We start from the raw sequence: 19,444 nt of genomic DNA, 5'->3' as shown, positions 1-19,444 counted from the left end.
TCGAGCGGACCCAGGACGCGAAGCTGCACGGCTCTCCCACCTGGCGGAAGCGACGAATGACGGACAGTCAGAAAGCCGCCAGTATCGCGCGAAACGCATATGGGTTCATATGCGCGGACGTGTACGGGGCCCACCGAGGATGAGGCGCACCGGGCCGCACAGGGTGGGCCGGCGACGACCCAAGGGGAGGACGACGTGGGACGACGGACGACCGGCGAACGCGCGCTCCGGCGCGTGCTGTTGGCCGTACTGATGGGGGTGTGCCTGGTCGGGCTGGGCACCGCGCCCGCGCTGGCGCAGGGGACGCCGGGCGGGCAGGCCGCCCGGGCTGTGGCGTCGGCAGACGGCGGTCGGGCGCAGGCGGCCGACGCGTGCAAGCCGGCGGTCCAGGGCTCGTACGTCTCGGCGGCGTGCACCCGGGAGGCCGGAACGCGGTGGTACGTGTACGCGGTCTGCCGCACCTGGGTGGTGACCGATCCCGGCTACCTGGTCTACGGCAACGTCGTCACCGGCAGCGGCACGTCCGCCGCCCGGTGCACCGTCGCCAACACGTTCGTGAGCGGCGCCCAGGTCTACACCTACCCGCCCCAACCGACCGCCGTCACCGGGCCGATCGTCGGCGTCTTCTCCGGGAAGTGCGTCGACGTCGACAACGGTTCCGACCGGGACGGCACCCCGGTGCAGATCTTTCCGTGCAACGGCACCGCCGCCCAGAAGTGGTCGATCGTCTCCGACGGCCGGATCGTCGCCCTCGGCAAGTGCCTGGACGTCAAGCACAACGGCACCGCCAACGGCACGATCGTCCAGCTCTACACCTGCAACGGCGGCGGCAACCAGCAGTGGACCAGGACCGCGAACGGCGGCCTGATGAACCCCCGGTCGGGCAAGTGTCTGGACAATCTCGGCTTCAACGCCGACGACCGCGCCCCGCTGGGCATCTGGGACTGCAACGGCCTCGGCAACCAGCAGTGGACCCTGCCCGTCGGCTGACCCGCGGCAGCCGGGTACCGGGCGCGCCCCTTCGAGTGCGAGGGGGTGCGCCCGGGCCCACCGGTGCTCCTCGCCCGTGCGACTTCCGGTCGGGACCGGCGAACCTTCGTCGAGCAGCAGCACCGGCCACCGAACGGCCGTGTACGGGCGGCCCGCCGCGGAGAGGCTGCCCGGTATGAAGATCCTGGTGCTCGGCGGCTCGAAGTTCCTCGGGCGTGCCTACGTCGCAGAAGCCCTCTCCCGTGGCCATGAGGTCACCACCTTCAACCGCGGGGTCAGCGGTGCCGACCTCGACGGAACCGAGGCCGTGCGCGGTGACCGCGCCCGCCCGGAAGACCTGGAGCGACTGGTCGACGGAAGGAGCTGGGACGCCGTCGTCGACACCTCGGGCCAGCAGCCGTACGACGTGGCACAGACCGCGCGGCTGCTGCACGGCCGGGTCGGCCACTACAGCTTCGTCTCCTCCGTTCACGCCTTCTCGAACTGGCCCGCCGGGCCCGTCGACGAGACCTCCGAGACCCTGGAGTGCCCGGCCGACGCTCCGCAGCACCAGCCCTTCGCCAACGCACTCAAGGCGGGCTGCGAGCGCGCCCTGGTCGAAGGGTTCGGCGAAAGCTCGTCGATCCTCAACTGCGGTCTGCTCTACGGCCCGTACGAGCCGATCGGACGCCTGCCCTGGTGGCTGGAGCGGATCGCCCGCGGCGGCCGGGTGCTCGCCCCCGGGGACCCGGGCCGGCCGATGCAACTGATCGACGCCAGGGACTTCGCCGCCTTCGGCCTCGACCTCGTCGACCGGGGCCTGACCGGACGGTTCGTCACCACCGCGCCGATCGGACAGACCACCTACGGCGAGTTCCTGGACGCCTGCGTCCGGGCCACCGGGTCGGACGCCGAACTGGTCTGGACGGACGACACCACCCTGCTCGCCGCCGACGTCCAGCCCTGGACCGAACTGCCCCTGTGGACCCCGGACACCCCGGACTGGCGGGGAACCTGGCGTGCCGACAGTTCCAGGGCGGCCGCCGCCGGGTTGCGCTGCCGACCGGTCGCCGACACCGCCAGGGACACCTGGGCGTGGCTGCAGAACGGCGGATCGGCCAAGGTCACCTACACCCAGGGGCTGACCGGGATCCCGATCGGCATCGAGCCCGACAAGGAGCAGCGGATCCTGGCCGGCTGAACGACGAAGCCTCGCACCGGGCGGGGCGGTGGGCTTTCGGTGCACGCGGCTGCCCGGCCGGTGCACGCTGGGACGACCCGGCGCCGGGTCACTCGGTGGTGAAGAGGAAGTCGTCCTTGTTGTAGTAGTTGGGTTGGTGGACGAGCGGTGAGCCGACTGCGGCCGGGCCGGGCCAGATGTCGCCGGGCCCGAGCAGGTGGTCGGGGTAGTCGCTCTTCGTGACGCACGGGAAGAAGTGCAGCCGGAAGGCGGCAGGGCGCTCGCTCGCGACGGCCTTCCACAGCTGCTCCTGGCGGCCGGCACGGCACTCCGCCAGGACGACGGTGACCACATTGCCGCCCTCGGCGGTGCCGTCCAGGCACCGGCCGCCGGCCGCGTCGCGCACCTGGAGCAGCCCGCTGCTGTTCTGGAGGAACTGCCAGCGCTGCGACGTGCCGCCCTCGCAGGTGTCCAGGCGTACACCGGCACCGTCCTGGCCGTCGGGGCTGACGCACAGGCCCGTCCGCACGTTGACGAGGCGAAAGGAGGCGATCCGGGGGGTCGGTGACGGTGGCGGGGCGCCGTCTGCCGTGGGCGGGTTGGATGTGGGGGAGGGGAGGTCCGGCGTCGGTGTGGCGGGCCTCGAGGACACGGGCGTGCTGGGGGAGGGAACCGGCGGAAGGACGGCCCGGGAGGTGGCGGGAGACGGGGAGGGCGGCGGGGTGGCCGCAGTGGGTGCGGACCGATGGGGTGCGACGGCCGCGGCGGCCACGGTCAGGATGCCGAGGCCGAGCGCGCCGAGGCCGAGCCGGACGGTCGTGGCGGAGGGGCGCCGCAGCGGGGTGCCCGCCGCGGCCGGAGGGCGCGGCACGGTGGGCGGCAGAAGCGGCGCCGGCGGCCCCGGTCGTGGCGTCGACGGGGAGGAGCCGGTGGGAGGGGCCGGCAGGACCGCGGTGTCCTCGGTTTCGGGCTCGTGGTCGCCCGTCCACAGCAGCAGCCCCTCGCGGAGCACGGGGCGCTGCCAGGTGTGGATGGCGGCGAGCTCCGCACGGGCGCGAGCACAGTCGGAGCACCGGGCCACATGGAGGTCGACGGCGTCGTCCGTGACGCCGCGGCTGATGCTGTCGCCGAGCCTGGCGGCCAGCTGACGGCAGGTCCGGCGGGGCGCGTGAGCGACGTAGTACCGCAGGTAGGCGCCGTAGAACTGCCGCACGAGCTCCGGGTGAGGGGGCTCGGTGACGGGGGTGTCGGCGTCCGGCGGCGGGGCGGCGGGCTCGGTCGCGTCGTCGAGGCTGCGCCACAGAACGGACTGGAGGGTGTCGGGCAGTTTGCGGAAGACCTGGAGGAGCGCCGCGCTCTCCTCGGCCGCGGTGACGGCGGCCCGTGCGCACGGCGTGAGGGGGTGCGTGCGGGGAAGGGCGCCGAGCCAGGCGGCGAAGCCGGGAGAGAGCAGGGCGATGCGCCCGGTGTCCGCCCACGTGGCGGCGGTGCGCCGGGCGGTGGCCAGCAGGTGCGGCCGCCGGGCGTGGGCCGGATCCGTCCCGCGGGGCGCGGCTTCGGGGGTGGCGGCGAAGACCTCTTCGGCGAGTTCCTGTGCTGCCTGTTCGTCGCGGCACAGCCGACGGGTGTAGGCGATGAGTGCGTCGTCGTGGCGGGAGGTCAGCGGATGTGCGGCTGGCCGGCTCGGGTGCTCGACGTCCGAGAGCAGGTCGGCGGCGGGGTCTGACAATGGCGTTCCTTGCCCTCGTGCGGTTCCTGCAGGGAAAGACCGCCTCGCCCGCCGAACGTCCTGCGCCTTTGCCAAGTCTTTACGCGAGACGTGTCGGGTGCCGCGGTGCGCCGCCGGACGAGCGCGAACGACCGGGCGGGGGGCGCGTGAACGCCCGGCGACACGGGCGAGCTCCGACGCGCCGGCGACTCCGCGGAGCGGCTCCCGGCCCGACCCGTGCCGCCCGGCTAACGGCTCCCACCTGCTCGGGGGCATGACACACTGGCCCGCAACCCGGCCGGAGGCAGTCGATTCCCGGGGCCCGAACGAGCCCGCCCGTCCGCCGCCCGGCCGCCGTCGTCGAGCGAACAGGAGCAAGAGGGTTGAGCGTATCCGCGACGGCCCGTCAGACGACTCTCGGCCACCTCAGCGACGCGGAACTGGCCGCACTGCTCCGAGGCGGCGATCCGCACACCGGGTCGGCCGCCCAGGACGTGATGAGCGAGGTCTTCGCCCGCCACCACGCCGCCGTACTCGCCTACGCCCGTACCTGCTGCCGCGACACGGCGACCGCGCACGACCTGGCCGCCGAAGCCTTCGCCCGCACCTGCCGCGCCGTCACCACCGGCGGCGGCCCCCAACACGCCTGGCGCCCCTACCTGCTGACCTGCGTGCGCCACGTCGCCATCGAATGGGCCCGGGACCGCGCCCGCACCCTGCTGTCCGACGACTTCGAGGCCTGGGCCGAATCCCTGCCCTGCGGCCAGGACACCGACGGCGCGGTCCTCGCCGCCGAGGAACGCTCGCTCGTCCTGCAGGCCTACCGGTCGCTTCCCGAACGCTGGCAGGCCGTGCTCTGGCACGCCGTGGTCGAACACGAACCCGCCGCAGCCACCGCCAATCGCCTGGGCCTCACCGTCAGCGGCATCGGCTCCCTCGTCGCCCGCGCATGCGAAGGCCTGCGCGAGGCCTACCTGCGGGCCCACCTCAACCACGCCGCCAGCGACGAATGCCGCCACTACGGCGCCGTGCTCGCCGCCTCCATACGCCGGCCCGACAAGCGCAGCACCCGCCACCTCGAGCGCCACCTGCGGTCCTGCGCCGACTGCGCACGCGCCGAACGCGACCTGCGCGACATCAACGGCCGACTCGGCGCGATCCTGCCCGCCGGCATCCTCCTGTGGCACCCCACCGGCCTCTGGTCGTCCGTCACCACGCACGGGCTCCACCTGGCCGCCGCCAAGCTCACGGCGGTGTCCCGGTCCGCCGCAGCCAAGTGGACGCTGGCCGCCACCGCGGTCGCCGGTGCCGCAGCGACCGTTGCCGTCCTGATGCCCGGGTCCGGCGGCGCGCCCGTCCGCACCACTCCTGCGGCTCCCGGTGCCGCGCCCGCGATCCCGGAGCCGACGCCGCCGATGGCGCCGGTCGCAGCCGTGGGGATCGCCGAGTCCTTCCGGCCCGAACCCGCCACGGCCACCGGCACGCCCACCCGGACGGCCGCACCGTCGGCCTCCGCACCGCCGCCCGGCTCCCGCGCCTTCGTCAACCGGATGACCGGTCTGTGCGCCCAGGCCGACCCCGGCGGCGCCCTCACGCAGCGCCCCTGCAACCGGACGGCCGGCCAGGCCTGGATCCTGATCCCCACCGGTACGGGGTCACAGATCAAGAACGTCGGCACCGGTCGCTGCCTGGCAACCGGCGGCAGCACCACCGACGGGGAGCCGCTCGTCCAGCAGGCATGCGCGAGCGAACGCAACGACATGGTCTGGAAGTTCTGCGGCGATCTGGTGATCAACGCGGCAAGCAGCCTCGTCCTCGGCCTCGAACACTGGCCCGAGGCCGAGCACCCGGGCCCGGGCGATCGACTGACGCAGAGTCCGAACTACTACAACAGCCCCGCGTTCCGCTGGCAGCAACGCTCGCTCGGCGCGTAGGGGGCACGCACAACCCTCCGGCTGATCGTCGTGGCGGCCGCCGCGGAGGAGCCAACGCCCGAATTCGTGGCTGACCCGAATCGGCCTCGTCACTCCTTCTCCCTTGCACCGATGCGAATGCGCTGCCGGTGAGATGCGGCGGCGGCCCGGAGCCGCAATCGATCCGGGCCCGCCTTCCGAAATTCGGTGCCGTCCGGGTGAGGCGGTGGCCAGTGCCGTCTCGGTGGACTCGACCAGCGCGGTGACCGCAGACCCCGCAGCCAGGCCGAGATCGTCGGCGGCCTCCAGGGTCACGGCTGCGGTCAGTTCACCGCCGTCGGGCGGGCCCTCACCGTCGCCACGGTCTCGCCGGTGGTCACGGAGGTGGTCACGGCGGTGACAATGCCGGAGAGCTGGTTGCGAATACTCGGACTCATGGCGCGACCTCGTGGATCGAGAACGGAGTGCGGCGTTCTCCATCACCCTGTCCAGCTGTTCTCTGAGGTGCGCAGAATCGGCCCCGGGAGAATTCCGGAGCGTCATGGGCCCGGTCCATTCCGGCCTGGCGAATTCGGCAAAGGATGATGCTCATGCCTGGCATGTGCAAGGGGGATTCGCATGAGGCTGAGCACGTGCGGACGGTGTCCGGGGGCAACCGGCTGTCCGCCGGTCGGGTTTGGGGGCGGGCGACGGAGATACCGGTGCGCCGACGACGCACGGCCGGTACCTCGGCTTCACGGCGATCCTCGCGGTCGCCGCCGCGGCAGCCTTCGGCGCCACGTTCCTGCCCGAGTCCTCGATCCCGTACCTCGGCCTGCGTCCGCTCGGACCGGGTATCAGAGCGGCCTGGCAGGCGTGGCGGCACCGGGGCGAGAGCGACGAAGGACGGGTTGAGCCCCGGGACGGCGGCCCGGGCGCGCTGGAGGTCACGGTGGTCACCTTCGCCAACGGCGGCGCCAACATCGGCGTCTACGTCCCCGTGTTCGCCGCTGCCGGCATCGGCGGGATGAGCGCGTACGCGGCGGTCTTCTCTTGTCCTGGTCGGGTCTGGTGCTTCGCCGGCCGGTGCTTCGCCGGCCGGTTATTCGCCACCCGCCCCCGTCGTCGCCCAGGCCCTCGGCCGTTCGGGGCACGTCCTGCTGTCCGTCGTGCTGATCGCCATCGGTCTGATCATCTTCGTCGAGGGCGGGGCCTTCGGCCTGTAGCCACCAGTGGGGGAGAGACGGGTGTGCCGCGGCTGTCGGCATGTCCGACGTTCGGGGTGCGGGCGATCGCCGGCCGTTCCGTAGTCGAGGTTCCGCCGACCACGAGTCAGTCGTTTCGTGGCCGGCGGGGTCGGGAGGGCGGTGCGGGGTGGTGGGGGAGTGGTGTGTCGCCGAGGACCGTGGCGAGTTCGGTGTCGTCGATCTCGTGCCAGCCGGTGAAGTCTGATGTGGCGTAGGAGCCGAGGGGCATGGGCCGCCCGTCCGGTGTGGTGCCGCGGCGCCACCCGAACGCGACGTCGCCGGTCTCGCCCGGGTGGGCGAAGCCTTCCGGTGCCCGTCCGACGTGTACGACGACGAACACGCACTCGCTGCTGGGCGTGTCGTCGCGGTCGTGCCGGTAGACGCCGCCGGCGTGGAAGAACACCTCGGTCATCACCCGGCTCCTTCACCGTGGGGGCGGGCGCGTGGGCACCCGGTCGTGTCAAGGATGGCGGGCGCGGGGGTCCAGCCGGTGCAGGCGCCGCCGGTGAGGATGCCGACAGCGGTCCGGCCGACCGGACCGCTCGGACCCTCGGGGTGCGAACCGGAGACCGTACGCATGGAACCGGATCAGCGTGGCTTTCAGGGCCGACCGAGGCGGAGGGCGGTGGAGTGGACGCTGTCGTGGCCGGCCGCCCACCGGCGTCCGGCGCGGGACTACGGGACCGGCTCCGCTCACTCGGAGACCGTCATCCGCCGGCCGGTGATCGGCGTCATGCTTCGCCGCCTCACCGGCGAAGGACCCGGCTGTCCGCCATGCCCCCGACCACTCACACGGAGCGCTGCTGGAGGACCGGACCGTCCGCAGCCGGTGGACCCTCACTTCTCCTCATCGCCGAGGAACACGGCCTCCGGCGCGAGCGGGTCCGCCCGACCGAGCCAGGTGGCGGACCGGGATCGAGCGGGCTCGGGCCGGACGGTTCCCATGGCCGGGACCGCACCGATCCCTGTCAGCGAGTGCACGGCCGCCAGGCAGGCCCGTTCGATCCGCGCCGACGTCGAAGGCGACCGAGGACTCGACCGCAGGACCTCCTTCCCGCCGGTCACTCCCTGCCCCGGTGGCACCGGGCCGACGCTGCGGACCGTAGTCTGCTGTCATGACCGGTGATCGAAAGACAGCCCACACCGCCCTGGAGATGCTGCTGGCCGGCAACCGGCGCTTCACCGCCGGCACCCCGGAACACCCGAACCAGGACGCCGCCCGCCGTGCCGCCACGGCACCCGCCCAGAGCCCGTTCGCGGTGCTGTTCGGCTGCTCCGACTCCCGCCTCGCGGCAGAGATCATCTTCGACCGCGGCCTGGGAGACCTGTTCGTGGTCCGTACCGCGGGCCATGTGATGGGGTCGGAGGTGCTCGGCAGCATCGAGTACGGCGTCAGTGTTCTGGGCAGCTCGCTGGTCGTGGTCCTCGGGCACGACTCCTGCGGTGCCGTTGCGGCGACCCGGGCCGCCGTCCAGGACGGCACCACGGCCACCGGCTACGTCCGCGACGTGATCGAACGCGTCACACCGAGCGTCCTGGCCGCCCGGGCCGCCGGCCACACCGAGGACGCCGACTTCATCGACACCCACATACGGCACACCGTCGACCTGCTCGTGGAACGCTCCCGTACCCTCGCCGATGCCGTTGAGGCGGGTACCGCAGCCGTGGTCGGCCTGTCCTACCGGCTCGCCGACGGCACCGCCCGTCTCGTCACCGCCCGCGGCCTGGACACCTCCGCGGCCGCGGCGTAGGAGCAGCTGCCGCGGACCGGGCACGGGGCTGTGGTGCTCGTGCGGCGGCTCGTCCGGGGACCCGGCGGACAGGATCGCCCGCCGGCCGGCTGCCCGGTCCGACCGGCAGCCGCGGGCCAGGGGTCGGCGGTGCCGGCGAAGCACCTGCGTGGCTGCTTCCCACGGCCGACCGCCTCCGCCGACCGCCTCTGCGCCGACAGCCTCGGTCCGGCCGCTCCTTGACCGCGGGCCGGCCGCGATCCCGACTCGGCCGGCCCGTCGGTACAAGGCCGGCAGGCGGCCCCGCCCGGTGACCGCCCGGCCACTGCCTTCCGGCACAGCCGGGCGCCTCCGGTGCGCCGCCGCGTGCGGTGAGGACCGCGGTCGACGAGGGGAAGTCCCCCGATCGGACCGGCGTACGCACCCTCGCGCACGGGCACCACGGGCCGTCTGACGGCCCGTCGGCACGGCAGGGCGTCGCCCCGGCGGCTGCCCGGCCGGGCGGGGCCGCGAATCCTCGCCCATCCGGCGCCGACCGCACCTCCGAATGCCGGGTGTGAGCACACCAGATGAGAACCCGACCGGGAGCCGGCGCCGCCTGCGTGCCCTCGCCCGAGCCGCTGCCGCCGGCGCGACCGGACTGGCCGCGGCCGGCCTCGCGGTCGCCGTGGGCGAGATCGCCGCGGCGTACACCGGCCCGGGTGGTGCCCCGGTGATCGCGGTCGGCTCCGCGGCGATCGACCTGACGCCCACCTGGCTGAAGGAGTACGCGGTCCGCTCCTTCGGCACCCACGACAAGGCCGTGCTGCTGACCGGGATCTACACGACGATGGCGCTGCTCGCCGTCGTGGCCGGGCTACTGGGCCGTCAGCGGCCGGCCGCCGGTGCGGCCCTGATCGGACTCTTCGGCGGCCTGGGCGTGTGGGCCGCCGCCTCCCGGCCGACGGCCCGCCCCGGCGACGCCCTCCCCTCCGTCGCCGCCGGCCTCGTCGGTGCCGCCGCCCTGTGGTGGCTGGCCCGCCTGCTGCGGGCCGCAACCGCGCCACACCCCGCGACCGGTCCCGCTCCCGGCCTCGCGACCGGTCCCGCTCCCGGCCTCGCGACCGGTCCCGCTCCCGGCCTCGCGACCGGTCCCGCTCCCGGCCCCGCGACCGGTCCCGCTCCCGACCTCGCGCCCGACCCCGCTCCCGACGCCGCACCCGACTCCACAGCAGACCCTGCCGGATCAGACCCTGCCGGCCGACCCGGCCGCCGCACCGTCCTGGTCACCACCGCGGCCACGGCCGCCGTCGCCGCACTGGGCGCCGTCGGCGGCCGCCGGCTCGCGGACAGCCGCAGCGACATCACCGCCGCCCGCGACGCGATCCGGCTGCCCGCCCCCGCCGTCCCCGCCCGGCCGCTGCCCCGCGGCATCCACCCGGACGCCCCCGGGCTCACCCCGTTCGTCACCTCGAACGCCGGCTTCTACCGGGTCGACACGGCACTGACCCTGCCGAGGATCGACCCCCGCGACTGGTCCCTGCGCATTCACGGCCTGGTCGACCACCCCACCGTCCTCACCTTCGACGAACTGCTGCGCCAACCACTGGAGGAGCTGGACCACACGCTGACCTGCGTCTCCAACGAAGTCGGCGGCACCTACGCGGGTACCGCGCGCTGGCTGGGCGCCTCACTGCCCGCACTGCTGCGCCGGGCCGGTGTCCGCGCCGGTGCGGACCAGTTGGTCGGGCGTTCCCGGGACGGCATGACGATCGGCACGCCGCTGGAGTCCGTCCTCGACGGCCGCCGGGCCCTGCTGGCGGTGGGCATGAACGGGGAGGCACTGCCGGTCGCGCACGGCTTCCCGTGCCGATCCCTCGTGCCGGGCTTCTACGGCTACACCTCGGCCACCAAGTGGCTGGTCGACCTGGAGGTCACCCGCTTCGCCGCCTTCGACCCGTACTGGGTGCGCCGCGGCTGGGACCGCACGGGGGAGGTGCGGACCGCCTCCAGGGTCGAGGTCCCGGCGCCGTTCGCCCGCGTGCCGCGCGGCGACGTCCTGCTGGCCGGCACCGCCTGGGCCACCCACCGCGGCCTCGCCGCGGTCGAGGTCCGGGTCGACGGCGGGCCGTGGCAGCAGACCACCCTCGCCGCTGACGCCGGCCCGGACCTGTGGCGCCAGTGGTCGCACACCTGGCACACGACCGCACCCGGAACGCACCGCATCGAGGTCCGCGCCACCGACGCGCTCGGCCGGACGCAGCCGGAGACCCGCAGGCCCCCCTTCCCGTCCGGCGCGACGGGCTGGCACAGCACCGTCGTCACCGTCGGCTGACACCACCGACCCCACCTCAGGAGCACCCCATGTGCCGTCTCTCCCGGCCGAAGTCCTTCGCCGTCCTGCTCGCCGCGGCCTCCCCCGCCCTCGGCGCGGCGGTCATTGAGGTCGGTCGGATGCGAACGTACAGTGGCGACGCCTTCGTCACCGCGTGACGGGGTGAACACTCATGGTGAATTCCACCGCGCGAACCGGCGGACGCCGACAGAGCACGCATGGTGCGCCCGCCCTCCATCAAGGGGATGTCATGCCCATGCTGCTTGTCCTCGGCGAGTGCCGGATCATCGGTTCCGAGCCGGACGGCGACACCATCCGTTTTGTCCCCACCAACCCGCTGGCCTTCGACAAGCTCAAGGACGCCCCGGTCGAGGTCAAGGACGGCGTCGCCAGGCTCAGACTCGAAGGCGTCGACGCCCTGGAGACCCACTACGACCGGACGGGGCCGAGGATCCGCCAGCCCGCCGAGTTCGGCGACAGGGCCGCGCAGGAGCTCCTGACCTTCCTGGGGTTCAGCGACGTCCAGCGCAGCGGGCAGAAGGTCGTCTCGGCCAACCCGCCACAGACCCCCGCGTGGGTCCTCACCCAGGGCGGGGACCCGTTCAAGCGCTGCGTCGCGCTGCTCGGCACCGGCACCCCTCCCGGCGCCGACGGTACCGAGGTGCAGGTGGACGTCCCGCTGCTGCAGACCACCGTCAACCACCACTTGCTCAAAACGGGCCTGGTCTACCCCGGCTTCTACGACAAGCTGTTCCCCCACCTCCGGCAGGAGCTGGCCATCGTCACCCGCCAGGCGCGCGAAGCCGGCCTGGGGCTGTGGCCGCTCGACGCCACCACGACCCCGGGGGGAGCGCCGGTCACCGGGATGGCCTCGCTCACCGAGGTGGTCATCCTCCCGAAGCTCTTCCGGCGGCTGGTCGACCACTTCAACCTGGTCGAACAGTCCCTGACCTGCTTCCCCGCCTACCTGGCGGGCAAGGAGGACCACGTCGAGGTCCTGTCGACGAGGACCAGGCAGCTGAGCCTCGCGCCCTTGGTTCAGATCATCAACGGCGCAGCCGTCCGGATGACCGCGCAACCCGAGGACACCGTCTTCGCCGAAGGCTGAGCAGGAGCCCGACCTGCACCGACGCCACCGACTTGACGGGGCGTCGGAGAGCGGGCGCCGGAGTCGGCCGTTGACGGTCGGGCGCTGCTGGACCTGCTCGGAACCGAGATCCCCGGCGCGTCCTCGAACGCGCCGGGGTCGCGGGTCCGGCGGGGAATCGCCGATCGCCCGCAGCGGCTCGGTGTGCGCCGGGATCCGGTGCGGCGCCGGTGAAAAATTCCCGCGGAAATTCCCGTTCCCCTCGGAACCCTGCTACGGTAGTGGAAGTTGCAGTTTTGGTTCCCATGAACTCTGTGTGCGCCTGCTGGTTCTTACCGCAGGCGTATTTTGTTTCCCGGGTCTTCCCGGCGGGTCATCAGTGCGGCGACGGCAGGCTCGCGCTGTGCGGGCCTCACCGCCTCTGAAGGAGAATTTTTATGGCTTTCGGCACCGTGAAGTGGTTCAACGGGGAAAAGGGCTTCGGTTTCATCGAGCAGGAGGAGGGCGGCCCGGACGTGTTCGCCCACTTCTCGAACATCAACGCCCAGGGCTTCCGTGAGCTGCTCGAGGGCCAGAAGGTCGAGTTCGACGTCACGCAGGGCCAGAAGGGCCTGCAGGCGGAGAACATTCGCCCCCTCTGACACCTCCCTGCGCGGCCGTCGCCGCACCAGGGAAAGGGCCCGTGCCGCACACCGCGGCACGGGCCCCGGTCGTTCCGGGGGATCGCAATCCGTCGGCCGCTGTGTTTGTGCGCAGCCGCGAATCCTGCCGCGCGGGTTTCAGGAGCAGGCTCGACGTCATCCAGGGCATCCCGCATTCCGGTACCCGTTCCGGCGTCGTCCCGGGCGAAGGACCTTTCGGGTGGCGGCCCGGCGGGGCCGGCCCGGGAAAGCGGATCCCGTGAGCACTCGCTTCCGCAACACGACTCGGCCCGGACGCAATTTCACGACGCCATGGACAGCTGTGATGACCATATGGGCGACGACAGCACCGTCGACCGGGCCCACGACGTCCTCCAGGGCGCCCACCTCGAATTCCTGCTCGTCCACGGCCCCGACGGCCGGTGCGAGGGACTGGTCACGCGAACCGGGCTCCAGCCCTTCATGGGCCACCCGCGGTACGCCGAACGGACGACCGTGGGCGCCACCGTGCACCAGCGGGGCCCGTTCACACGTGGCCGGCGACGGCCCTGTCCGTGGCCGTGCGCGCGATGCGCATCAGGCGGCTGGACGTGCTGCCGGTCGTCGACGAGGACGGCTGCATCCTCGGTGTCCGCTCGGCCGATCGCGCCACCGGACTGCTCGCCACCGCGCCCGCATGAACCCGATCCCGGGGATGCACGGCTGCACGTCCGAGGTCGGGGACAGGGCCACGCTCGGGCCGGCCGTCCTGAGTGTGGTGCTGCTCTGCGTCCCCGTCCCGCGTCAGCCGCTCAGTCGGGTACCCGGACGGCGAGGAGTGCCGTGTCGTCGGCCCCGCCAGGTGGTATCGCCCGCAGGATCCGGTCGCAGAACTGTTCCAGCGGGCACCGGGTGAGGCCGGCGGCGTAGCGGCGCAGGCTCTCCAGACCGGCCCCGAGGTCGGTGCCCGGCACCTCCACCAGGCCGTCCGTGAACAGCAGCAGTGTCGAGCCGGCGGGCAGGTCCTCCTGGCCGTCGGGACGCCCGCGGCCGCCGCCCGCTCCCAGGACGATCCCCTGGCCGGCCTCCAGATAGCGTGCCCCGCCGTGGACCGTGCTCCCGGCCGCGGGCAGGAGCAGCGGGGGCGGGTGCCCGGCGCTGGTCCACCGCAGCTGCCACGGCCCGCCCGCCGGGCCCACCACGTAGGCCAGCACCATCGTGGCCATCGGCACGTCGGTCAGGCCCGCCATGGCGTCGTCGAGTCGTGCCACGATGGCGGCCGGTCCTTCGTGGCGGTCCCAGGCCAGGGCCCGCAGGATGTTGCGCAACTGGGCCATCCGGGCGGCGGCCTGCAGGTCGTGTCCGATGACGTCGCCGATCACCAGCGCGGTCGTGCCGTCCCTGAGCAGGAAGGCGTCGTACCAGTCGCCGCCCACCCGAGAGCCGGCAGGGGCGGGCCGGTACCGGGCGGCCAGCTGCAGGTCCCGGCTCTGCGGCAACTCGGTGAGCAGGTGGCGCTGCATCGCGGTGGCGATGTCCCGCTGCTCCCCGAACAGGCGGGCGTTGTCGATGGCCACGCCCGCCCGGTGGCCGATGTCGGCGAGCAGGGCGAGCTCGCGGCGGGTGAAGGGACGGTCCGCGGCGGTGCGCACCGCGGTGATCGCTCCGGTGACCTCGCGGGCGCTGGTCAGGGGGACGACGGCAGCCGAGGCCGCGCCCATGGCGCGCAGGAACCCCGCCTGGACGGCGGCGAGGGGGGTGTCCGGCGGCTCGGACATCTCCCGCGGGCCGAGCAGTACCGGCTGTCCGCCGCGCAGCACGCGCACCAGCGCCGAACGGGAGACCGCCATCGGCGCGGGCAGCGGGCCCCGCCAGGCCTCCAGGGCGGAGTCCCGGCCCTGCGGGCCGAGGACGGCGACCCGGCGGACCTCGCCTTCGGGGGTCCGCAGATCCACCGCCACCCAGTCGGACAGCTGGGGGACGAGCAGCGGGCCGAGCCGGTCCACCGCTTCCTCGACGTCCAGTGTCTCGGAGAGCACCTCGGTGATCACACCCACCAGCGTGAGTCGTTCGGCCAGGTCCTCCAGCAGGTCGACCCGGGCGGCCTCCGTCCCGACGGGTGCGCTGCTGCCTGCGACATCGGCGAACAGGACGGCCAGACCGACCGTCCGGTCCCCGTGGACGACGGGTGCCGCCGACCAGCGCACCGGAAGGGCCCGGCCGTCGGCGGTCAGGAAGGTGTCGCTCTCGCCCCAGGCGGGCCTTCCGTGCTCGGCGACCGCCTGGAGGACGCACCGCGAGCGCGGGATCCGCTCACCGTCGGGGCCGCGATGCAGCAGCTCGTGGACGTCCGCGCCGATCATCGCCGTGGCCCGGCGGCCCAGCAGTTCCTCGGCCCGCGGATTGGCGGCCGTGATCCGCCCGTGCGGGTCCAGCAGGAGGAGTCCGGCCGCCAGCCCCGAGAAGGTCCGGCTCAGCAGCTGCTGCCTGCTGCCGGGCCCGGCGAACCCGCGCGTCGGGCCCCACGCCACTGCTCGCTCCCCGTCAGGCCCTGGCCGGGGTGTCCGGTGGCACGGCGCCGGCGAGCAGTTCGGTCGCCGGGGTGCGGTTCCCCGCCGAGCTGGCCCGGGCCATCACGGCTGCGGCGGTGCGCGGGTCGGTGTCCGAGGGGATGACCAGGAGCAGGAACTCGTCCTGCGAGCCCCGGGCGATGCTCAGCGTGTGGCTGCTGGAGGCCGGCCAACTGACGGGCACCGTGAGTCCGTTGGCGTCGACGTAGCGGGGTACGGCGCGCCAGGCCGAGGTGTCCAGGCTGACCCGGACGACCTGGCCCAGATGGGCGGCGAGAGCCGTGAGCAGGTCCGGCAGCTCGACGCAGGCGTTGTTCGAGCGGGGCCACCAGGCGCCGTCGAAGAGACCGCTCCGGGAGAGCGTCGGTTCAAGGGCGAGCCGAGGCAACAGCGGCGCGGCGGACGCGGGCCATCCGCCCGACGAGGACGAGGAAGGGAACGGAATCATCGGGAGCCGCCCAGCAGGTCCGGGGAGAGGACCGATCATGACCCAGGGCGACACCGGTGCGGATACCGGTATGCGACATGTCCTCGGTTGACTGCCAGGTTACTCCGGCAGGGCACCCGCAGGCGGGGCGGCGCCCGGAGCAGGCGCAGTTCTAAGGAGATGCGCTGCCGCACCCGGTGGGCGTGGACCGTCTCCCGGCATCCCGTGCCGGCACCCGCCGACCGTCCGTCGCCGCCGGGACGTAACCGTCGCCGCCGGGACGCATCGCTCGCCGCCCGGCCCGTGGCCGTCGGACCCCTACCCGGCGCCGCTCAGCACCCTGCGGGCCGGCTGCATCTGGATCTCGACCGCGACGCCGTGGTCCGGCGGGTCTCGGTGACGGAGGCGGCGACCACGGTGCCTGTCATGACCGTCCTGCTCGACCACTCGCCGCAGAAGCTGGACCAGCTGCTCTCCCTCATCGCGGCCCGCTTCCCCGTCCCCGACGATTTCGGGCAGCAGGTGCGCCGTGACCTCGGCATCGGGCAGGGAACCGGACCGATGGTGACCGACCGGACCCGGCAGACGCCCACGGAGCCGCCGACCCTCTCGGCGGCGACCCGGCCCACGCTCCGGGAGGCCATCGCCGGGGGCATCCTGGGCAGTGCGACCCCCGACCCCACCGACCGCCTCCTCCCCGGGGACATCGAGCAGTTCACCGTCCCGGGCGCCGGAGCAGCCTCGCCCCCGGCCCGGCCGGGGCGCTGTGGGCCCTGGCCGAAACCGGAGCCGACATCCCCGACGCCCACGTCCGGTGGCTGGACGACGCCGTGCACGCCATGGCCGCACCGCGCCTCGGCTTCTACGACGGCCTCACGGACATCGCCTTCGCCCTGCACCGGCTCGGTCGCACCGACCGCGCCCGTGCAATCCTCGAACGAGTGGTCAGTTCCGGGCTGGACCACAAGCCGCCGCGGCGGAGTGCAGGTCAGCGCACCCGGCCTCGGGGCTTCAGGTGGGTGGCGGGCAGCTGCGGGGCGTGCAGGCGGGCACCGTCGTAGCCGTGCACTTCGCCGAAGCGGGTGCCGGTCTCCCAGTCGGCGCGGGCCTGCGCGATCTCCTCGTGGGAGCGGCCGATGAAGTTCCACCACATCACCAGCTCCTCCTCGAAGGGTTCGCCGCCGAGCAGGAGCAGCGAGCCGTCGGCGACGGCGCGCAGCGGGATCTCCCGCCGTCCGGTGCCGAGGTAGAGCATGGAGCCCGGCTCCAGCCGGACGCCGTCGACCTCGGTGAGGCCGCTCATGGTGAGGACGGCGTACTCGAAGTCGGGTTCGACCGGTAGGCGGACCTCGGTGCCCTCGCGGAGCGTGAGGTCGGCGCCGACCAGCGGGGTGTGGATGGTGCCGGGGGAGCGGGCGCCGTCGAGTTCACCGAGGATCACCGTCGCGTCGAGGCCGGCGCCGAGGCTCGTCACCCTGGGCAGGTCGGCATGGTGTTCGAAGGCGGGAGCGCTGTGCCGGTGGGCGTCGGGCAGGGCGACCCAGAGCTGGGCGCCGTGCAGCAGCCGGGCGTGCTCGCGGGGCGACTCCTCGGAGTGCGAGATCGCCCGGCCCGAGGTCATCAGGCCGAGTTCGCGCGGCCGGACGGTCTGCAGGCTGCCGAGGCTGTCGCGGTGCAGCACCTCGCCCTCGTGCAGCCAACTGACGGTCTGCAGGCCGATGTGCGGGTGCGGCGGCACCTGCATGCCGGGCTCGTCGGCGATGTCGTCCGGGCCGTAGTGGTCGACGAAGCACCAGGCGCCGACCATGCGGCGGCCGAGGCTCGGCAGCAGCCGGCGCACCACGGTGGATCCGCCGAGTGCCGTCTCGCGGGCGACCAGCAGGTCCCGGACCGGGCCCTCGGCGCGGTTGCCGCCACAGGTGGTGGGGGTGGGGCGCAGGTCGAGGTCACTCATGGCGGCCGGCCTCCTGTCCGCCCGCGAGGGGCGCACTGCCCGCACCGACCGTGCCGACCGGACCCTCCCGGTGCACCGCGGCGTTGTGGTGCTGTTCGACGATCGGGGTGCCGCCGCGCACGGCACGGGTCACCGGGGTGCGGTCGGCGATCTCGAGCAGCCGGGCCCGCTGCGCCTCGTCGAGGTCGCCGAGCAGTTCGATCCGCCGGGTGATCCGAACGCTCGACTCCGGGCCCTTCTCGTAGCCGAGGTGGACCCGGACGGTCTGCAGCGGCCAGTCCTTGCGCTGGGCGTACATCCGCAGGGTGATCGCGGTGCACGAGCCGAGCGCGGAGAGCAGCAGGCCGACGGGGGTGGTGGCGGTGTCGCCGCCGCCGACCGAGGCGGGCTCGTCGGCGGTCAGCTTGTGGTGGCCGGAGCGGATCTCGACGCGGTAGTCCTCGCCGGTGCTGGTGGCGACGGCCGCCGCGGAGCGGACGAAGGCCGGGGCCTCGGTGGTGGTGTCCATGGTGTCCTCGGGGGTATGCCCGGTCCGGGGCGCGGTCACAGGCCGAAGCGGTCGCGCTGGGCGGCCGGCACCAGCTCGGCGTAGTCGGGGTGCTTGGTGATCCAGCCGCGGATGAACGGGCAGTACGGCAGTACGGCGAGGCCCTGTTCGCGGGCGGTGTCGAGGGCGCTCTGCGCGAGCTTGCCGCCCAGGCCGCGGCCGCCGAACTTCGGGTCGATCTCGGTGTGGATGAAGGCGAGCTCGGTGCCGTAGCGGTGGTACTCGGCGAAGCCCGCGAGCTCCTCGTCGTCGAAGATCTCGAAGCGCGAGCTGTCCTGATTGTCCGTCACGCGAATCGCCATGGGTCTGCCTCCTCGATCGGGCCGCGGGTCCCGCGACCAATGTAGTTTACGATTAAACCAACCGGTGATCAACCGCATTCCCGGTCCCCGACCCCGGCGGACGGAGTCGGCGGCCCCTCCGGCGGCCCGGGCCCCTCCCGGCGGCCCGGGCATCCGACGGACCGTCAGGAGCTGCGCCGGCCCCCCATGAATCGATCATGGACCGAGGGGGCGCAGGGGTGCAACGGGTCGCGGTGGTGTCGGGCGGCGGGACGGGGATCGGCAGGGCCGTCGCCCGTGCGCTCGCCGCCGAGGGGTGCCGGGTGGCGGTCGTCGGCCGGCGTGCCGAGGTGCTGGAACGGGCCCGCGACGAGATCGCCGCTGGCGTGACGGGGGCGTCGGTCGTCCCGGATGCCGCCGACCTCACCGTCCCGGCCCAGGTGGCGGCCGCCGCCGAGGCGATCGCCGCGCTGGGGTAGGTCGACGTACTGGTGAACAACGCCGGTGCGATCATCACTCCGCCCGTCGACGACGGCCTCGACGCGCTCGCCGACACCTGGCGGCGTGACCCGGGCACCAACCTGCTCGGCGCCGTCCTGCTCGCCACCGCCCTCGTCGACCGGCTGCGCGGCCCCGGCGGTCGGCCGACCGTCATCAGCTCGGCCGCGGCCCAGCGCGGCGGCGCCGGCCCGCACTCGGCCGGCTCGTACGCGGCCGCCAAGGCCGACCTGCGCGGCTGACTTCCACGTCCGCAAGATCGCCGACACCCTGGTCGGCCGGGCCGGTACGCCCGAGGACGTCGCCTCCGCCGTGGCCTACCTGGCCTCGCCGGCGGCCGGCTACGTCAGGGGCCAGGTGATCGGCATCAACGGCGGAGCCGTGCTGGTCCGGTCGTTGCGGCCGCTGCCCGCGGGGCCG

Annotated in this window: 15 protein-coding genes and 3 pseudogenes; 11 read left to right on the top strand and 7 right to left on the bottom strand. The window is 73.6% G+C overall.

The features are described from left to right. Positions 1-195: 195 nt before the first annotated feature. Positions 196-990, top strand: coding sequence for a ricin-type beta-trefoil lectin domain protein (locus KSNIM_RS04880; protein ID WP_263101982.1), 795 nt, complete (start codon positions 196-198; stop codon positions 988-990). Positions 991-1,165: 175 nt separating this feature from the next. Continuing rightward, a complete protein-coding gene (locus KSNIM_RS04875) occupies positions 1,166-2,170 on the top strand; it encodes an NAD-dependent epimerase/dehydratase family protein (protein WP_263101981.1) in 1,005 nt (334 codons plus the stop codon). An 88-nt stretch (positions 2,171-2,258) separates the two neighbouring features. On the opposite strand, the gene KSNIM_RS04870 is transcribed toward KSNIM_RS04875, so the two are convergent. Beyond that, positions 2,259-3,878, bottom strand: coding sequence for an RICIN domain-containing protein (locus tag KSNIM_RS04870; protein ID WP_263101980.1), 1,620 nt, complete (start codon positions 3,876-3,878; stop codon positions 2,259-2,261). A gap of 362 nt (positions 3,879-4,240) precedes the next feature. On the opposite strand from KSNIM_RS04870, the gene KSNIM_RS04865 reads away from it, so the two are divergent. Continuing rightward, positions 4,241-5,791, top strand: coding sequence for a sigma-70 family RNA polymerase sigma factor (locus tag KSNIM_RS04865; RefSeq protein ID WP_263101979.1), 1,551 nt, complete (start codon positions 4,241-4,243; stop codon positions 5,789-5,791). Between the two features lie 655 nt (positions 5,792-6,446). Beyond that, a pseudogene (locus tag KSNIM_RS04855) lies at positions 6,447-6,710 on the top strand (cadmium transporter); the annotation flags it as partial. 371 nt (positions 6,711-7,081) lie between these two features. Here KSNIM_RS04855 and KSNIM_RS04850 read toward each other — a convergent pair. After that, complete coding sequence (locus tag KSNIM_RS04850; protein WP_263108263.1) at positions 7,082-7,408, bottom strand: hypothetical protein; 327 nt, start codon at positions 7,406-7,408, stop codon at positions 7,082-7,084. Positions 7,409-8,111: 703 nt separating this feature from the next. On the opposite strand from KSNIM_RS04850, the gene KSNIM_RS04845 reads away from it, so the two are divergent. From KSNIM_RS04845 to KSNIM_RS04825, 5 genes are all read left to right on the top strand, one after another. Next, positions 8,112-8,747: a carbonic anhydrase gene (locus tag KSNIM_RS04845; RefSeq protein WP_263101978.1), complete on the top strand. Its 636-nt coding sequence runs from the start codon at positions 8,112-8,114 to the stop codon at positions 8,745-8,747. 526 nt (positions 8,748-9,273) lie between these two features. After that, on the top strand, positions 9,274-11,040 hold the full coding sequence (locus KSNIM_RS04840) for a molybdopterin-dependent oxidoreductase (RefSeq protein ID WP_411543659.1): 1,767 nt from the start codon (positions 9,274-9,276) through the stop codon (positions 11,038-11,040). 29 nt (positions 11,041-11,069) lie between these two features. Next, entirely contained in the window at positions 11,070-11,198 is a 129-nt protein-coding gene (locus tag KSNIM_RS04835; protein WP_263101976.1) for a hypothetical protein, read from the top strand. A 92-nt stretch (positions 11,199-11,290) separates the two neighbouring features. Beyond that, positions 11,291-12,148 carry a thermonuclease family protein gene (locus tag KSNIM_RS04830; RefSeq protein ID WP_263101975.1) on the top strand — a complete coding sequence of 286 codons (858 nt, stop codon included), beginning with the start codon at positions 11,291-11,293 and terminating at the stop codon, positions 12,146-12,148. A gap of 416 nt (positions 12,149-12,564) precedes the next feature. After that, complete coding sequence (locus tag KSNIM_RS04825; RefSeq protein WP_263101974.1) at positions 12,565-12,768, top strand: cold-shock protein; 204 nt, start codon at positions 12,565-12,567, stop codon at positions 12,766-12,768. A gap of 791 nt (positions 12,769-13,559) precedes the next feature. Here KSNIM_RS04825 and KSNIM_RS04820 read toward each other — a convergent pair. The 5 genes from KSNIM_RS04820 to KSNIM_RS04800 form a co-directional block, all read right to left on the bottom strand. Then, positions 13,560-15,278 (bottom strand): SpoIIE family protein phosphatase, encoded by a 1,719-nt coding sequence (locus KSNIM_RS04820; protein ID WP_263101973.1) that lies wholly within the window; start codon positions 15,276-15,278, stop codon positions 13,560-13,562. 13 nt (positions 15,279-15,291) lie between these two features. Continuing rightward, positions 15,292-15,765 carry a DUF5994 family protein gene (locus tag KSNIM_RS04815; protein ID WP_263101972.1) on the bottom strand — a complete coding sequence of 158 codons (474 nt, stop codon included), beginning with the start codon at positions 15,763-15,765 and terminating at the stop codon, positions 15,292-15,294. A 967-nt stretch (positions 15,766-16,732) separates the two neighbouring features. Next, positions 16,733-17,698: a pirin family protein gene (locus KSNIM_RS04810; RefSeq protein WP_263101971.1), complete on the bottom strand. Its 966-nt coding sequence runs from the start codon at positions 17,696-17,698 to the stop codon at positions 16,733-16,735. Further along, positions 17,691-18,206 (bottom strand): OsmC family protein, encoded by a 516-nt coding sequence (locus KSNIM_RS04805; RefSeq protein WP_263101970.1) that lies wholly within the window; start codon positions 18,204-18,206, stop codon positions 17,691-17,693. Before KSNIM_RS04805 ends, KSNIM_RS04810 begins: the two co-directional genes overlap by 8 nt. Before the next feature lie 35 nt (positions 18,207-18,241). Further along, complete coding sequence (locus KSNIM_RS04800; protein WP_263101969.1) at positions 18,242-18,625, bottom strand: GNAT family N-acetyltransferase; 384 nt, start codon at positions 18,623-18,625, stop codon at positions 18,242-18,244. Between the two features lie 119 nt (positions 18,626-18,744). On the opposite strand from KSNIM_RS04800, the pseudogene KSNIM_RS04795 reads away from it, so the two are divergent. Continuing rightward, positions 18,745-19,266: pseudogene (locus KSNIM_RS04795) on the top strand (SDR family NAD(P)-dependent oxidoreductase). Positions 19,267-19,336: 70 nt separating this feature from the next. Next, positions 19,337-19,444 (top strand): annotated as a pseudogene (locus KSNIM_RS39375) (hypothetical protein); the annotation flags it as partial.

The organism is Kitasatospora sp. DSM 101779 (genome assembly GCF_025655475.1).
Lineage (GTDB): Bacteria > Actinomycetota > Actinomycetes > Streptomycetales > Streptomycetaceae > Kitasatospora.
This window is presented reverse-complemented; position numbering and strand designations above follow the sequence as displayed.

Excerpts from the sequence above, each read along its gene's own strand:
- KSNIM_RS04850 (WP_263108263.1), bottom strand. The coding sequence starts at position 7,408 with ATGACCGAGGTGTTCTTCCACGCCGGCGGCGTCTACCGGCACGACCGC.
- KSNIM_RS04810 (WP_263101971.1), bottom strand. The coding sequence starts at position 17,698 with ATGAGTGACCTCGACCTGCGCCCCACCCCCACCACCTGTGGCGGCAAC.
- KSNIM_RS04835 (WP_263101976.1), top strand. The coding sequence starts at position 11,070 with ATGTGCCGTCTCTCCCGGCCGAAGTCCTTCGCCGTCCTGCTCGCCGCG.
- KSNIM_RS04815 (WP_263101972.1), bottom strand. The coding sequence starts at position 15,765 with ATGATTCCGTTCCCTTCCTCGTCCTCGTCGGGCGGATGGCCCGCGTCC.
- KSNIM_RS04805 (WP_263101970.1), bottom strand. The coding sequence starts at position 18,206 with ATGGACACCACCACCGAGGCCCCGGCCTTCGTCCGCTCCGCGGCGGCC.
- KSNIM_RS04800 (WP_263101969.1), bottom strand. The coding sequence starts at position 18,625 with ATGCGGTTGATCACCGGTTGGTTTAATCGTAAACTACATTGGTCGCGG.
- KSNIM_RS04830 (WP_263101975.1), top strand. The coding sequence starts at position 11,291 with ATGCCCATGCTGCTTGTCCTCGGCGAGTGCCGGATCATCGGTTCCGAG.
- KSNIM_RS04845 (WP_263101978.1), top strand. The coding sequence starts at position 8,112 with ATGACCGGTGATCGAAAGACAGCCCACACCGCCCTGGAGATGCTGCTG.
- KSNIM_RS04840 (WP_411543659.1), top strand. The coding sequence starts at position 9,274 with ATGCCGGGTGTGAGCACACCAGATGAGAACCCGACCGGGAGCCGGCGC.
- KSNIM_RS04875 (WP_263101981.1), top strand. The coding sequence starts at position 1,166 with ATGAAGATCCTGGTGCTCGGCGGCTCGAAGTTCCTCGGGCGTGCCTAC.
- KSNIM_RS04825 (WP_263101974.1), top strand. The coding sequence starts at position 12,565 with ATGGCTTTCGGCACCGTGAAGTGGTTCAACGGGGAAAAGGGCTTCGGT.